The following is a 16,489-nucleotide window of genomic DNA, read 5'->3' on the forward strand; positions in this document are numbered from 1 at the left end:
ATATAGAGCTGGCTGGTTTGGGGAACTTGAGCAATCTAAAGAAGGTGAGATCAAGTACGGAGATAAAATATTGAAAATAAACGGAATAAAACTAAATGCGAACGATCCGATCCATGAAGATATTAATAATGTTTACCGGAAAAAATAAGATCAGGAGTACAATTTTGAATATGCCCAGGCTATTTCACAAGCTGAGTATTCAGATTACACTATTGAATTTACCTTAGTATAAGCATACATCAGAGATACTCAATTTTTGGAAAATCGGATATGTGCAAATATCTATTATATTTTATGAGAAATCTTAATTTTATAATTTCAATCTTTTCTACATTTTTTACACAGCTTAAAGTCAAAGCGAAAATTAGATGTACTGAGTGATCTCCCTTTAAGCAGACAACTGCTTCAATAAAAATGAGGCTGTCCAAAAAGTTTGGACAGCCTCTTTATATTTTTTTTATGAAATTCAATCACTTGGCGATTTTGAAGTTTTAGATAATGGCTTTAGAATCTCTAATTTTTGAAAACCAGCTACTTTTTAAGTATCCACGTCTATGGTTTTACTTTCTTTAATAAGGATAGATAAGAAGAAGGAAAGAGTGGTTATTTTCATACAGAAAATAGTGATTTTGATTCAACAGATAAATTTTGGAAAAATCCTAATTTAAATTTGAGGGAAGTTGATTAATCTTAAGAAGCATTTCTTGTGAGTTATTATTTTTCGGATTCAGCTTAAGTGATTTCTGATAATTCAAAATGGCTTTATCATAGACTTTGTTCACAAAATATGCTTCCCCAAGACTGTCAAATAAATTGGCATTTTTTGGATATTCTTTTGTTGCAAATTCAAATATTTCAATCGCCTTATTGACGTTTTTATCATCATACAATATATCATATCCTAGACTATTTAATAAATCTTGAAGATTTGAGTTAAAATAATGATCCTTCTGTTTGCTAAGGGTATTGAATTGCTTTTTAGCAGCTTGAGGATCTTTTAAAAATTGATTTTTTAGTACTGATTTTAAATTGATTTTTGGAAACTTAATCAAATCCGTTTCTATTTTATTATACAGCGTTTCCCAATCTGCAAGAGCTTTGTCAGATTGATTATTAATAATGATAATTTGACCGTAATTACTATCCGGACAAATTAAAATGCCACTTCTGACACCATAAGAATCACCGGTTTTTGAATAGTAAAAACCTTCTTCTTTACCCACGCCCATATCCTGCCACAAATAACCCATCACATTATTTTCCGCATCTTTATACAAGATACGTCTCGATTCTTTTACTATTGGATGATCACTTTCTAACTGAAATTTCATCAGCTTTATTAAGTCAGGTAATGTGGTGATCATTCCGTAGCCCCCTCCTAATAAAGGATTTTTATCCAATGGAGCTAATTGATCAGAGCTGTCATAACTGTTTGCCAGATATTGGGCATGTTCCTGATAATTTTGCAGAAATGTGTTGTTCATATGTAGCTCATTTAAAAAATTTTGTAGCAGGATTGTATACGATTTATGATGAACCTGTTCTAATATATAAGCAACCAGTTCGGAACCTATCGAATTATAATCATAGAATGTGCCTGGCTTTTTATCTAATTCTACCGTCTGTAGTTCTTCTAAAAAATCAGACATATTATAATCAAACGCTTTACCTCTATAATAGCCTTCAGATGTTTTTTTGTTGATTTCTTCCAGTTTTTTTGTTTTTTTTGTTTTAAATCCCAGGGTATGAGTCAACAGATTCTTAATTGTAATTGGTGTATTTTCAAATTCTAAATTTTTGTAGTCTCCTCTTAAGTAGATTCTGATGTCATCATCTAATCTGATCTTTTTCTCTAAAACTGCTTGCGCGGCTAATGAACCAACGAATACTTTTGAAATGGAAGCTATCTCATAAAGCGTTTTATCGTTGGGTTTGTTGCCGGAATTCTTGTCTAGCTCACCATAGTAATTGCGAAAAACGTCACCATCTCTATAAATGGCCAAAGCAATCGAGTTGATATTACCTTTTTTCATCTCATTTTCTGCATACTGATTGATTAGATGAGTTAATTTTTCAAAAGATTTTCCATATATACCCAGGCTATCCCCAACAATTGTTTTATCATTCACCGTGATTGGATACAGCGTGTTGGAAATTGCCATTTGGGGAAAGAACACCAAGAGGATTAGTAGGAGAGTGATACTATATTTCATATTATGTATTTTATGATTTTGACCTATTATTTTTTTTGTTAAATTGTTGTAACGTGGCATTCTGTCCGGACTTTTTCATTTTTAGATCTCCCGTGGAAATATATTGACTGATTGCATCAACATTCAAAACCCAACCATAAATAATATGTCTTACAACCAATTTTATATTAAACTATTTCTCCGGGCATAATATTCTTCGATCCCGGATACAACAGTTGGGTGGTGCGCTTCCAGAGTGAAATACATTCTGTTTTTTGAGCTTTTCTCATTTGTCTGCCCATTCCGGATTCTCTTATACATCTTTAGATTTTTTGTTAATGGTATGAGTAAACTGAGGCTAAATAATTGTTTAAGAAGTATCTCTATCGAAGAAAAAAAACTTTTTTTCTTCAATAAAAACATCGATCTTTATGATACTTTCAATATGAGATGTAAGCTTAATCATATCTCGTACAAATGTTTGAATTATCGTGCTGAAAAATGAAATATTATATTTCTTTACCCTATTTATTACTTCTATTCTTTACTTATTCTGAGATTGCAACCAGGTAAGCATGGTATCCATACCGACTAAATTATTTTCGGCAAGTAATTCTGCGGCTCTGATTAATTGTCCTTCTTGTAATTGAAGAATGATATTTTCGTGTTGATGACTGGATTTTTGTACTGTTTTTTTCATCGCCATATACGCATATTCGTAACGTTGTGACTGACGGTGCAGTGTTTTTATTATTTTAAGCAATCTTTTATTGGGACAGTTTGCAATCAATAACATGTGCCAAGATTCATCTAGTTCAACAACTTCTCTGGGGGACTTTGTATTGAGGATTTTTAAATTAATTTTTTTGAGTTCATCCAAAACCCCTTTGGCAGGAATACCGGACAGTTCCAAAGCAAAAGATTCCAATTTCGCTCGTAATGGATAAATTTCAGAAATATCAGTTTCTGAAAATTTTGACAGACGAAATCCTTTTCTTGGTTCGGAAATTACTATTCCTTCCCATTCCAGTTGTTGAAGTGCATCTCTGAGAGGTGTGCGGCTAATATTCAGTAACGATGCAAGTTGAACTTCCCGCATGGGTTCGTTAGGCATTATCTTACCCTCAATAATCAATTGCCATAGCTCTTTTATTATCTGACTTTTAAGTAGTTCCTGTGTGATCATAAATTGTATATTGTATACAAAAATCAAATATAGTCATTCTTTTTAGATAATTTAATTTTTCGTTATATTTTAAAATAGCTTTAATAAAATTCAATATCAATTACAGTTTTGGTTTTCCTGAAAAAGGATGAATATAGCCATCTCTTTTAACTGTAAGTATATGTATGAGGCATCGCAAATCTCCAACATCTGGGAGCCAGCGTTTACCGTATCGAAGTCATTTCCCAAGGATAAAAAGCTTTAAAAAAAGCGTGGAAGCTTCTTGTAACCATTCAGAAAGTTCGTCGGCTGCTATCGATGTCGTGAATTTTAGACCGAGAGGAAGCTATATGCCGTGGAAAAAGTACAGTTTTGATCTTAATTCTATCCTGATATTAAGAAATTCAGATCAGGACGTTGAAAATCTCAATGTCAATGAAATAATTTATACTGTTGGCTATCAGTATAGTTTTTAAATCTATCTGAATTTTAAAACTATGGAGAGGTGACCCCGGACTACATGAGCTGGAAATGGGGAAGGGAAAAATTTGAAATTGACCGAAGACAATGGTGAATTGGTTAAAAAAGTTTTTTATTAGCAGTCCATTTTAGCTTGAAAAATAAATTTTATCACAGGTTTTAAGTTCAGTTTTGAATATTGGGGGAAGAATTTGGGATCACTGATTCATAATGATTGCTGTCAATAATTATATTTTAGCATGAAAGTATATAAAATTTTGTGTTTGACAACCTGTGTTTTAAGGAAAATTGAATAATAAACTTTTGAAATTATTTGCAAAAAGGGAAAATATACATATATTTGCACCAGTTAAAACAAACACTCTTCATCTTATTTAAAAGAAATCTGTAGATTGATAAGATAAAAGAACAGTAAAGAGTCCATGAATGAGGTTTTTTAATGAATAAAAAAATCAATTCAGATCTCATAAGTTTTGGCATCTAAAAATGATCCGGTAGTTCAGCTGGTTAGAATGCCGCCCTGTCACGGCGGAGGTCGCGGGTTCGAGTCCCGTCCGGATCGCAACTATTAAATCAAAATAGTACAAAATGCTGTAAAATAGATGTTTTACAGCATTTTTTGTTTTGTGCCTGTTCCAAATGGAGCTAAAAAACCACAACCTGAAAGTGACCTATTCAGTGACCTATTAGAAAGGTTGAAAAAAGGTCACTGAAAAGTAAGAAGAAAGCTTGTTCATAAATTGAACATCTTGTGGGACGTTTTTAATGAATTTAATTTAAAATTTTTAAAAACGGCACATATGAATAAGACATTCAACCTGCTTTTTTATCTCAAAAAAGCTAAAATTAACACTCAGGGAGAAGCACCCATCTACATGAGAATTACTATTGACGGTAAAATTTCTGAAATCAGTACAAAACGCACCGTATTGCCTTCAAAATGGAACTGCCAAGCTCAAAGTGTAAAAGGATCTTCAGAAGAATGTAAATCACTTAATTTTTATCTTAAAACATTTGAACAGAAAGTTTATGATACCTATCATACACTAATAAGGGAAAGTGAACCGGTAAGCTGTGAAATTCTTAAGAACAGACTATTAGGCAGAGATCAAAAAAATCGAATGCTGATACCAATATTTCAGGATCATAACGACAGAATGGAGAAGTTAGTAGGGAAGGAGTACGCTAAGGGAACCTTAACCCGCTATAAAACCTGCTTAAGCCATACCAAAGAATTTTTGCAGTGGAAATATGATATTTCTGATATTGATATTAGAAAAATTAATTATGCCTTTCTCAATGATTTTGAATTTTTTCTACGAACTGAAAATGTTTGTGGTAACAATACAGCCGTAAAGTATGTTATGAACTTTGGGAAGATCATCAGAATTTGCTTGAATCATGGTTGGTTGGAAAAAGATCCATTTATGAATTATGATTCAAAATTTGATGAAGTAACAAGAGTATTTCTTAATGAGCAGGAGTTAGAAAAACTTTTTACCAAAGATTTCAAAAATATGAGACTATCAATGGTCAGAGATATCTTTTTATTTAGCTGCTATACGGGGCTGGCATATATTGATACTCGAAAGTTAACTACCAACAACATCAATATTGGATTAGATGGAACCCGATGGATTTTTACCAAGCGACAAAAAACGAAAACAACCTCTAACATTCCATTGCTTGCCCAAGCAGAATGTATCGTTGAGAAATATAAAAATCATCCGACCTGTGTAAATAGTGGAAGATTACTTCCTATTCTTAGCAACCAAAAAATGAATGCTTATCTGAAAGAAATTGCTGATCTGTGTGGCATCAATAAAGAATTAACCTATCATATAGCACGTCACACCTTTGCGACTACAGTTACCTTATCAAATGGGGTTTCCATCGAGAGTGTGAGTAAAATGCTCGGTCACAAAAATATGAGAACAACTCAGCATTATGCCAAGATTCTAGATAGTAAAGTGAGTGAAGATATGATTTCTTTAAAACAAAAATTCCTTGATAAGATTCTTCAACAAAACTACAATATTATAACTACTTAAAGGGTCACGCTTATGTAAGAGAAAATGCATCAATTTGACAAATGGTAAATCAAAAATATATTGACCGCATAATTTATTATTTGCTTGTTAAGGATTGTTAAGTTCTTCTTGGAGGGTTTCAAACTGTCTCTTTAAATCTCTTTATTTATCAACCTTTTTAAAAGATGAGGCTTCGGCTACTCACCGAATTACTCACTTTGAAAATGTAGGTTTTTGATTCGTTTTGTATGTCAAATATAATAACTTCCATTGTATTTTAAGGAATAACCACTGAGGTTTTTAAGATTACAATTTGATCGAACTCACGATTGCAAGTTTTTTGCTCCAATAATTGTATGAAGCAAGGTTTGAAAAATTCTCTGGAATGCATCTTATATACTGCTTTACTTTCTATGTAATATTAGCTGATCTGTCAGATCAGAAAGATTTTGTGAAATGTTCCTATTCTACTTTTTGATTATCGTTTTATTAAATGCATCCGCAATAGAGCGTAATGATAACTTTGATAGATCTATATCCCAGAGAGGCTCATTTTCATTAATTACCCGCAATGTTTTATCATTAAGATCAAATTGTTCGACAAAGCAATAGTAAAGCAGCCGTAAAAGCATTTTGGGATTTGTATCTTCCTTTGGGTGCAACTTAAAATAAAGGTAACCGGATTTATTTTTCTTTATTACATTGAGAGAGATAATTTGCTCTTCTCTGAAAAATTGATACCCCGCACACCAGTCACTTAATCGTTTTATTCTTCCTTTATTTGAAATTACATATTTCCCTTCAAAGCCGGGTAACGATCTCCAATATTCATCCTGTAAGTCTTTTATCGATAAGTTGAAAATGGCAGGTGGATTCTTTTTATTAATTTGTGGTTTATCCAGTTTTTTCCAAAGCGAATCATTAAATACTTTTTTGGAATTACATATTGTTCTCACCTTAATCACGCCAAACTCTTTATTTCTTTCTCGAAGAACATAAGAAACGGGACGTAATGAAAGTTTTGACAAGTCTATATCCCATTGCGGATTACTCTCATTTACTACAGCAAGCCTTCTGTCTTTAATATCAAATTTTTCTACAAAACAATAATAAAGTAATTTGCTCATTACGGGTTGGACTTCTTTGCCTTCATTATTTAATCTGCAATATAAAGAATACGTTGTATTGCTGTTGCGTATCATGAACTGAGATAATATCTGTTCTTTCAAAAATATTTTTCTTCCTTTTGAAGTCCAGCTTTCTAACCGTTTTATTCTACCTTTGTTAGAAATCATAAAACGATTTTCAAAGTCTTGGATTGGTATTGGAATCCAATATTCTCCGGGAAGATTTTCAAGCGACAGATTCATACATGGAGGAGGATTACCTTTGTCAATTAAAGGTTTACCCAGCTTCTCCCAAAGAAACTGATTAAATGAGTCAGCTGAAATATCTGATGGTGTAGCGATGATAAAGTCTTCTTTTTTAGGAGGATTACTTTGCAAAAACCATCGAAATGTTGAGGGCACTGAAAAAGTAAACTTCATTAAAAAAAATAAGCAAAACTTTAAAAGTTTTGCTTATTTTTTTATCTTCAATGTAAATTTCAATAGCAAAGCAAATGTTAATACAGCAAGAAAAACTTCCGTTGAGTGCCTATTCCGGTTTGTATGATTTAATTGTACCGAAGGAAAACCTTCTTAGAAAAATTAATGAGCTGATTGATTTTTCTTTCATCTATGATGAGCTTTTGAGCAAATACTGCTTAAACAATGGTCGCAATGCTGAAAGTCCGGTACGGATGTTTAAATACCTGCTTTTAAAAAGTATTTATACAGTTTCTGATGTAGATGTGGTAGAGCGTTCCCGGTATGATATGTCCTTTAAATATTTCTTGGATATGACTCCGGAAGAAGATGTAATCAATCCCAGTTCCCTTACAAAATTCAGAAAACTGCGTTTGAAAGATAGTGATCTTTTAAGCTTGCTCATTGGTAAAACCGTGAGTATTGCGATTGAAAAAGGCATCATCAAATCCAGATCCATCATTGTAGATGCCACTCACACCTTGTCGATGAGCAATCCTTTTTCAACGATAGAAGTATTGCGGGAGCGCTCAAAACTGCTTCGCAAGACCGTTTATCAGTTTGATGAAGAATTTAAAACTAAAATGCCCTCAAAAAATATTGAAAATGATTTAAACAAAGAATTGGATTATTGCAGAGAACTCGAAAAACGCATTGAAAACGAAGCTTCTATCAGGGAGATTCCTGCTGTAAAGGAGAAGCTGAATCTTTTGAAGGAAACAGTGAGAGACACCGGGGAGCAGATGGTTTTTTCAAAAGATGCCGACGCTAAAACGGGTCACAAATCGGCTGACAGTTCTTTTTTCGGATACAAAACGCACTTGGCGATGAGCGAAGAGCGGATTATTACGGCGGCCGTGGTAACTTCGGGAGAAAAAGGCGACGGCCCGGAACTGCCAAAATTACTGCAGATGAGCCAGGACAACGGGATGGAGGTAGATGCCATCATTGGTGACGCTGCTTACAGCGGAAAAGAAAATCTGAAAATTGCGGGCGAACAAAATATTAAAATAGTAGCCAGACTTAATCCTTCCATCACCCAGGGTTTTCGAAAAGATGAAGACCGTTTTGATTACAATAAAGATGCCGACCGTTTTGTGTGTCCTGCAGGGCATTTGGCGATTCGCAAAGCTCGTGGCGGGAAGAAACACGTAGGCGGAAATCAAGTGGATACCTATTATTTTGATATTGAAAAATGCAAGGTTTGCCCATTAAAAGAAGGATGTTATAAAGAAGGAGCAAAATCTAAAACTTATTCGGTTTCCATAAAATCAGACTTACATAAGGAGCAAATGATTTTTCAGGAAAGCGATTATTACAAAGAAAAATCGAAACACCGCTATAAAATCGAAGCCAAAAACAGCGAGCTTAAAAACGTACACGGCTACGACAGGGCGATTGCAAATGGTATTGAAAATATGCAAATGCAGGGTGCAATGGCTATTTTCACTGTCAATTTGAAGAGAATCCTGAAATTAATATAGAGAAATCGATCTATACTCCGTCTTTTATAAACATCGCAGGCGTGGCGCAATATCAATCCCGTTAAACCTCAAAAATTTGATACTGAAAAAAAGAAAAAAAGCTTATTACGAAGGTTTAATTTTCGTAATAAACTCTTAATTCTAACTCCAAATCAATTGGTAATTCTATATGAACGGGGTTTTTCAGTGCCCTCCTTTGTGGGACAGTTTATTTTTTTGAATCTTAAAAAGAGGTATCTTAAATCAGCTACGGTATAATGGATTATTTTCCAAATTCTTTACGTATAATTTCTGCTCCTGCGCTCAATGCACTTAATTTACCTCTTGCTACATTTCGTGACAAAGGAGCCATACCACAGTTTGTGGAGGGATATAGATTTTCGATATCGACAAACTCAAGAGCTTTACGCAATGTATTGGCTACTTCTTCGGGGGTTTCGATAGTATTGGTCGCCACATCGATTGCGCCAACCATTACTTTTTTGCCACGAACAAGCTCCATTAAATGCAAAGGCACATTTGAGTTATGACATTCCAATGACACAACGTCAATTGTAGATTTTTGAATTTTAGGGAAAATTTCTTCGTATTGGCGCCATTCTGAGCCCAGTGTTTTTTTCCAGTCATTATTGGCTTTTATTCCATAGCCATAACAAATATGGACCGCCGTCTGGCAGTGTAACCCTTCAATAGCTCTTTCTAATGCAGCCATTCCCCAGTCGTTTACTTCATCAAAGAAAACATTAAATGCAGGCTCGTCAAACTGGATAATATCTACCCCCGCATCCTGCAGTTCTCTTGCTTCTTCATTAAGGGCTTTCGCGAATTCCCAAGCCAGCTTTTCACGACTCTTGTAATGGTCATCGTATAAGGTGTCTACCATGGTCAACGGCCCGGGTAAAGCCCATTTTATAGGTTTGTCCGTCTGTTTGCGTAAAAATTTAGCATCTTCAACAAAAACTGCTTTCTGACGTGCCACCTCACCTATAACCATAGGTACACTGGCATCATAACGGTCACGAATTTTTACGATTTTACGATTTTCAAAATCTACCCCACTCAGATGCTCGATAAAGGTGGTTACGAAATGCTGACGTGTTTGTTCACCGTCACTAATGATATCCACCCCTGCTAATTGTTGTTCCTGCAATGAAATAAGCAAAGCATCCTGTTTCCCTTCAAGCAGCTGATCGCCTTCTAATTTCCAGGGTGACCATAACTTTTCCGGGGGTGCAAGCCACGCAGGTTTGGGTAAGCTTCCCACAATTGACGTGGGTACTAATTTCTTCATAATAAAATAATTTTATTGGATTGTATTGATTACTGACTGAAATTGGCCGACCAATGTTCTAGGAAGCTTTGGTTAGGCTTAATGAAATGTTTTTCTGTGAATTTGCCCTGTTCTATTGCCAGCTGGCTGCGCTCTTCGCGGTTGTATACGATTTTGGTTAAAGAATGGTCCTGGTTTTTCAGACTGGGCTTGTAGCGCTGGTCTGCGACAGAATTGGCATTATAAATTTCAGGTCTGTAAATTTTTTGAAAGGTTTCCATGGTGCTGATGGTACTGATCAATTCTAGGTTGGTATAATCAAACAGTAAGTCGCCAAAGAAGAAAAATGCCAAAGGTGCGGCGCTGTTGGGTGGCATAAAATAACGAACCTGCAGCCCCATTTTTTTGAAGTATTGCTCCGTTAAAGAAGATTCACTCGGTTGGTATTCAAAGCCTAATATTGGATGGTGGTTTCCGGTACGATGGTAGGTTTTGTTCTCTGCTACGCTCAGACAAATAACAGGTCTTTTGGCGAACTGTTTTTTGTAACTTTCTGAATTTACAAAATGTTTAAATATATTGCCGTGTAATTCGCCAAAATTATCAGGGATGCTAAATTTATCTTTCCCTTTGTTATGGTCTAAAAGCAGGACACTAAAATCGTAATCCCGTACATAAGACGAAAAGTTATTTCCAACAATGCCCTCAATTCGTTTACCTGTTTTATGGTCTATAATATGCGTTTTCAGGATTTCAATCGACGGGAAAGTAGTACCGCTCCCATCAATATCGATATCAACAGAAACAATTTCTAATTCAACGGTATAACGATTGTTATCAGGATTATCCCATTTTGCCAGGGAATTAAAACGATTGTTAATCATATTGATCGTATTACGCAAATTCTCCTGACGGCTTGCTCCTCTTGCCAAATTAGCAAAATTCGTTGTTGCACGCGTATTGTCGGAGGGAATATAGTTTTCGTTGAAGTAAATACTTTTTAAGGTGAAGGTAAAATCTTGGGACTTGGTATTCAGGGTATTTTCCATTTATTTTTTGTTTTTTATTAAATTTTATAATATGATCAATTCATTTAATTACCTGTATTTATATTGTCTTTCATTTTGCAAGATAAAATCAATGCCTACTTACAATCAGGAAATTATTCTTTTAAAACGTCTGAACTCTTGCAAACCTGTTGACAGTCTTCAGCTTTTGTGTTGGGGAAAAAAACTCTACAAAATCAATGGATATTCTTTATAGAATGTTCTCTTAAATATTTTGTAAAAATACCTAAACCTAATAAAAATATTGCCATTTAGTAAAAATTCAGTAAAAAAGACCTGTATTTAAAGATTTATAAGTGATTTTTTCTGTATATTTAAATTTTTAAAACAAAAACAGAAAATTTTACTGTGGATAATATTGACGAAAAAGATTTACAGCTCTTAAAACTATTACAAAACAATGCAAAACTAACCGTTAAGGAGCTTGCACAGGAAGTTAGCCTGTCTCTTACACCTGTCTACGAAAGGATTAAAAGACTTGAGCAGGAAGGTTACATCAGAAAATATGCAGCGATACTTGATGCCGAAAAACTCAATCGTGGATTTATGGTTCTCTGTCAGATTAAATTAAAGATTCACGAAAAATCTGTCGGACACGATTTTGTAAAAGAAATCCTCAAAATAGACGAAGTGGTGGAGTGTTTTAACATTTCCGGTGATTATGACTTCTTTTTAAAAGTTCAGGCAAAGGACATGAAACATTATCAGGATTTTGTATTTAATAAATTAGGATCGGTAGATTCAATTGGAAGTACGCACAGTACCTTTGTTATGGCGGAGGTAAAAAATTTGCACGGAATAAAGATATAAACATGTAAAGAATGCTATCTGAAGATCCTTTAAAATTGAGGGTATTTACATATGGACGCAGATCCGGCTTATCAATATGTAAATATCAGTCATGACGGTTGCAAAAGTCGACCAACTGAGGGATGAGTAAGACTGACTTTTTGAATAATGCGAAACATGTAGCGCATGTTTAAATATAATCTGATCATTTCCTGGCTTACACTAGGAACGAATGGGCTGATGAACTAAAATGTTTGCTATTATCCGGAAAATATGTGAGAGGAGCGGAAGATAAAAAAGTCTTTTTAGGCATTCCTTGTAGAAAGATGGTTAAACAATTTTGTGCCATTTTGTAATGATGATTATAAACCGTCGTCAGCAGGTCTGAAAATTGAAAATACCGCCTTAGTGACGGTACTATTGATTAGTTTATAAGGGTTTTCATGGTTTTTGTGTTTTTTCTGAACTAACTTATAAATTAGTTTTTTTACCTAAAATTTGTGTTGATACCTCTTTGATTAAAATTTCCACCCTTATGTAATTAATAACAAAAATACAATTAGTTGTATTGCAGGGAACTACACTTTTGTGTAGATTTGTGTTATAAAGATGAAAACTACCCTTTTAGGTAGTGTCCCTATCAAGTGCCATGGAAGATATCAGCAGGTTTTTTAATGAAAACAATAAAATAGAATCTGATGCCAAGATTGACTATTCGCAGAGAAATGACTATCTGGAAGCTGTAAAGGCATTTTCCAGAATGTCCTACCAGAGTTTATATATTATTGATTACTTTGAAAAGGCTTTCGAATATGTCTCGGACAATCCTCTTTTTTTATGCGGAATGACATCAGAAGAGGTGAAAAAGCTTGGTTATGCATTCTATTTTAAAAATGTAAAACCGGAAGATCTGGAACTCCTGGTAAAGATTAATAAAGCTGGATTCGAATTCTATGAAAAACTGAAAATAGAAGACAGAAAACTCTATACGATTTCTTATGATTTCTGTTTAATTAATGAGAAAAAAAATGAAGTGCTTATCAATCACAAATTGACCCCCTTTTTTCTGACAGATGATGGTAAAGTGTGGAAAGCGATTTGTATGGTATCACTTTCCAGTGCACAATCATCCGGAAATGTCATTCTCAGCAAAGATCAAAGTGATGACCTCTGGATCTATGATATCCAGAAGGATCAATGGTTTAAAGAAGAGAAGAAAAAACTCTCCCAAAGAGAATATGAAATTTTAAGTCTGTCGGCCAGCGGGCTGAAGATTACTGAAATTGCTGATAAGATATTCGTAACTTCGGATACGGTTAAATTTCACAGAAAAAAACTTTTTGAAAAAATAGGAGTTAACAATATCGCAGAAGCTCTGGCCTACGCTAAAAATAATAAACTGTTATAGTTTAGCTGGTTGTGAAACTAATTTTTAAGGTCCTTCTAAAATAGGATAGCTCACCGGTATCGCGTTCGATGTCTGAAGGTCAGCTTATTGCCGCCTGGGTTTTAAAGTTACATTGAAAACAAAAAATAGGGTCAGCAGCTTTCATAAGAGTCAAAAGCGATTCAATACACCGAAAAATTTCAGAAGAGTATTCTCGGTTCTTTTCCACTTAAAAATCACCGTTTTTTTACGGTATTTATATGAATAATTTTCAGGATTAAAAATTAGGTCTGATATTTGTATTGAGTAGCAAAACTAAATGACTCCTTATTTTTATGAAAAACATTCTTGTGAAAAAATCATTTCTATCAACACTAATCATTGCATTTTTCGTGGTTTCCTGTAAAAAAGAAATTGAAAAAGTTAATGATGCGATCACTGATACGGCAACCGCAATTTCGGACCTCCCTGAAGAAGCTGAAAAAGATTCTGTAAAAATAGATTCCCCTGTGGTACAAAAAGAATCCATGCCTCCTGCGATGCAGGAAACAGGCTTTTACAATGCCTTTGTGCTTCCTAAAGATAAAAAGCTGAGAGATTCTGCCTATTCGATATTCAGTAAAAAATATAGTGAAAGGGAACGTTATGCTATTTTGGCCTTAAACAGATTGGATTCTAAAAATAAGTGGAATTCTGATACGCTGGTGGTTCCTGCAAAGATAGATACAACTCTTATGTCTTATTCTCCTTTTCCCATGCAGCTGGATGTATTGAGCGGGGTTAAGAAGTTTGTGGTATTTTCTTATCCTCTTCAGGCTTATGGGGTTTATACAGACGGAAGCCTCGTAAAATGGGGACCTACCAGTATGGGGAAAAAAACGGCAAAGACAAAAACAGGATTAACATTTGCCAACTGGAAAAAACAGCTTGCTATTTCTACGGTAAGCAGCGAATGGAAATTGCCTTATAATTTTAATATTTTTAATCTTGACGGAATTGGATGGCATCAGTATGACCTCCCCGGATATCCGGCGTCACATTCTTGTTTGAGATTGCTGATGAAAGATGCAAAATGGTTATACGGATATGCCGATACATGGGTACTGAATCCGGGAGGGGCAACCACCAAAGCAAAAGGAACAGCAGTACTAGTTTACGGGGATTATAAATGGGGTAAAAGAAAGCCTTGGAGAAATTTACTGGAAGATCCTAACGCGAATAATGTGTCTGTAGAGGAAATGACCAAAATGATTGAACCCAATGTTGAAAAAATCATAAGAGAGCAGAACAACCGCGAAAAAGTGGTTGATTCTATCAGGGCTGCAAAAGCGATGATCCAGCAGATGCCTGAGAACCCTAAAACACAATCTCCTTAATGGTTTTTCTTTTCAAACTGAAGAGTCGATTCCTCGGCAAATCTTCTTAGCTTCAGCATTTCATCTTTTCCTTTATGCTGTCCGAATCGTGCTGCGGCATAGGTCAGTGCAATAAAGATGAGCATTAAGAAAGAAGCATGCAAGGCCCATGGATACTCATGGCTCCTGATTTGTTTTTCCACATAATACATGGTGAAAAAAGTCATCCACAGAATTGAAAACGAAAAATAAAGAAACATAAAAAAAGTCCAAACCGCTGAACTGGGTCCGAAAATACCCCGTATTGCGGTTTGTTCGTCTTCTATCTCTACTCTCAGTGCTAACTGTGGTTTCCAGTAGCTGTTATCGCCCGTTTCTACGCAAATGGTAGCCACTTCTCTGTTGATATTTCCTGAAAATTCATCCTGATGATCACTAAGGTAGTTTTTCAGATTTTCGGCGTATTCTTCCTTGCTCAAATGAGTAAACATTTTAAATCTGGGTCTTGTACGGATCTTGTCTAATGTGGTTTCTTCGGTATTCATATTTATTCCTGATATGGGATTGGATCTTCTCTTGTAAAACTGAATTTCAAAAAGCCGGTCTTTCTCTTTACCATCATAGATATTGCTCTGCCTTCATAAGATCTCAGCAGGTTGTGGAATTTTTTCCATTGTCATATCCGGCGGTACTACTTCTGGTAATACTCATCATCCTGTTTTCTTCTTGTATTCCTGATTGATCATCAGTTTACTCTTTTCTTACACCAGCAATTGAGAAACCTATTTTCAGGGTAAAATTATATTGCAGGCAATTACTGTGATACACTTAAGCTGCATTTACGTTTTGAGTTGCCACTTTTACAATATCGCTTTGCCGCTCCAGGCTATCCAGCCTAAAATTAAACCGCGCTCATATCCAAATGAAAGGGTTTATCGAAATTTTTGTTTTTTCTAAGATACAATTTATCATTCAGATAATCAAAAATAGCGGTAAAAGGTCTCACCATTTCTCCGCTGATGGATTCTTTTGTTTTTTCAGTCTATGAACATGCTGAAAAGAAAACTCATCCTACATTGCTGTAAATGGTTTCTCAAACTTAAATTTCATTAAATTAAAATGATGAAACCGGCTCATCTTCCCAAATAATAATTGATAGTGGGAATGGTACACACAAAATTCCTGAGCAAAGATCTCAGATCACTGTTAACGAGATCAATAAGCAAGTTCGAGTTTTTTCTTCTTACCGGTCATCTCCGGGTCGCCCCAGACTGCAGTAAGGTTTTCTTCTGGCTGTTCAATATTTTCATGCGTAACTTTTGTGTTTTAAAGGTTGAATAATGAAGCCTCGGAAATGCCTTTAGCAAGTAGAAAAGAAGGTTCTGCTCTGTTTTTGGTAATAGGTACACAAATCAGATGATCAATGATCTTAAAACGGATGATTATTTTCTTTCTTTCTTTCTTTCTTTTGTATTCAATATTTTGACTATCAGTTGTTTATTTGCTTTTGGGTGTACTTTTCCGTGAGACAATGGAACTTAGGGTTTTAAAACCTTAAAAATATGTTGGAAAAAAATCTACGCATGAATCGATAAATATCTAAAGCATTTATAATTGTTAAAATATTATAAATTTGTATTATTGTAGTAAATATTACTTTAATTATTTAAAATTATATATTTAT

12 protein-coding genes and 1 tRNA gene are annotated in these 16,489 nt (G+C 34.6%); 7 read left to right on the top strand and 6 right to left on the bottom strand.

The window, feature by feature from the left end; all coding sequences use genetic code 11:
- Positions 1 to 659 precede the first annotated feature (659 nt).
- Both VUJ46_RS20975 and VUJ46_RS20980 read right to left on the bottom strand, forming a co-directional pair.
- The gene (locus tag VUJ46_RS20975; protein ID WP_326982607.1) at positions 660 to 2,273 is read right to left on the bottom strand and encodes a serine hydrolase; all 1,614 of its coding nucleotides are present in this window, start codon (positions 2,271 to 2,273) and stop codon (positions 660 to 662) included.
- Between the two features lie 463 nt (positions 2,274 to 2,736).
- Positions 2,737 to 3,378, bottom strand: a complete 642-nt coding sequence (locus VUJ46_RS20980; RefSeq protein WP_326982608.1) for a GntR family transcriptional regulator — start codon at positions 3,376 to 3,378, stop codon at positions 2,737 to 2,739.
- Between the two features lie 164 nt (positions 3,379 to 3,542).
- Between VUJ46_RS20980 and VUJ46_RS20985 the strand changes: the two genes are divergently transcribed.
- From VUJ46_RS20985 to VUJ46_RS20995, 3 genes are all read left to right on the top strand, one after another.
- On the top strand, positions 3,543 to 3,833 hold the full coding sequence (locus VUJ46_RS20985) for a hypothetical protein (protein WP_326982609.1): 291 nt from the start codon (positions 3,543 to 3,545) through the stop codon (positions 3,831 to 3,833).
- Between the two features lie 492 nt (positions 3,834 to 4,325).
- Positions 4,326 to 4,399: transfer RNA gene (locus tag VUJ46_RS20990), tRNA-Asp, on the top strand.
- A 238-nt stretch (positions 4,400 to 4,637) separates the two neighbouring features.
- Positions 4,638 to 5,888 (top strand): site-specific integrase, encoded by a 1,251-nt coding sequence (locus VUJ46_RS20995; RefSeq protein WP_326982610.1) that lies wholly within the window; start codon positions 4,638 to 4,640, stop codon positions 5,886 to 5,888.
- Between the two features lie 446 nt (positions 5,889 to 6,334).
- On the opposite strand, the gene VUJ46_RS21000 is transcribed toward VUJ46_RS20995, so the two are convergent.
- A complete protein-coding gene (locus VUJ46_RS21000; RefSeq protein WP_326982611.1) occupies positions 6,335 to 7,414 on the bottom strand; it encodes an NUMOD4 domain-containing protein in 1,080 nt (359 codons plus the stop codon).
- A 74-nt stretch (positions 7,415 to 7,488) separates the two neighbouring features.
- Here VUJ46_RS21000 and VUJ46_RS21005 point away from each other — a divergent pair, with 74 nt between their 5' ends.
- Positions 7,489 to 8,937: an IS1182 family transposase gene (locus VUJ46_RS21005; protein ID WP_326980898.1), complete on the top strand. Its 1,449-nt coding sequence runs from the start codon at positions 7,489 to 7,491 to the stop codon at positions 8,935 to 8,937.
- Positions 8,938 to 9,199: 262 nt separating this feature from the next.
- On the opposite strand, the gene VUJ46_RS21010 is transcribed toward VUJ46_RS21005, so the two are convergent.
- Positions 9,200 to 10,228, bottom strand: a complete 1,029-nt coding sequence (locus tag VUJ46_RS21010; RefSeq protein ID WP_326982612.1) for a methionine synthase — start codon at positions 10,226 to 10,228, stop codon at positions 9,200 to 9,202.
- 29 nt (positions 10,229 to 10,257) lie between these two features.
- The gene (locus VUJ46_RS21015; protein ID WP_326982613.1) at positions 10,258 to 11,256 is read right to left on the bottom strand and encodes a DUF1852 domain-containing protein; all 999 of its coding nucleotides are present in this window, start codon (positions 11,254 to 11,256) and stop codon (positions 10,258 to 10,260) included.
- A 366-nt stretch (positions 11,257 to 11,622) separates the two neighbouring features.
- Here VUJ46_RS21015 and VUJ46_RS21020 point away from each other — a divergent pair, with 366 nt between their 5' ends.
- The 3 genes from VUJ46_RS21020 (at position 11,623) to VUJ46_RS21030 (ending at position 14,826) form a co-directional block, all read left to right on the top strand.
- Complete coding sequence (locus VUJ46_RS21020; RefSeq protein ID WP_326982614.1) at positions 11,623 to 12,084, top strand: Lrp/AsnC family transcriptional regulator; 462 nt, start codon at positions 11,623 to 11,625, stop codon at positions 12,082 to 12,084.
- Between the two features lie 628 nt (positions 12,085 to 12,712).
- Positions 12,713 to 13,471, top strand: coding sequence for a response regulator transcription factor (locus VUJ46_RS21025; RefSeq protein WP_326985116.1), 759 nt, complete (start codon positions 12,713 to 12,715; stop codon positions 13,469 to 13,471).
- A gap of 314 nt (positions 13,472 to 13,785) precedes the next feature.
- Entirely contained in the window at positions 13,786 to 14,826 is a 1,041-nt protein-coding gene (locus VUJ46_RS21030; RefSeq protein WP_326982615.1) for a L,D-transpeptidase, read from the top strand.
- Here the strand turns inward: VUJ46_RS21030 and VUJ46_RS21035 are convergent.
- Positions 14,823 to 15,350 (bottom strand): hypothetical protein, encoded by a 528-nt coding sequence (locus tag VUJ46_RS21035; protein ID WP_326982616.1) that lies wholly within the window; start codon positions 15,348 to 15,350, stop codon positions 14,823 to 14,825. The genes VUJ46_RS21030 and VUJ46_RS21035 overlap by 4 nt on opposite strands.
- Positions 15,351 to 16,489 lie beyond the last annotated feature (1,139 nt).

Source organism: Chryseobacterium sp. MYb264 (assembly GCF_035974275.1).
Lineage (GTDB): Bacteria > Bacteroidota > Bacteroidia > Flavobacteriales > Weeksellaceae > Chryseobacterium.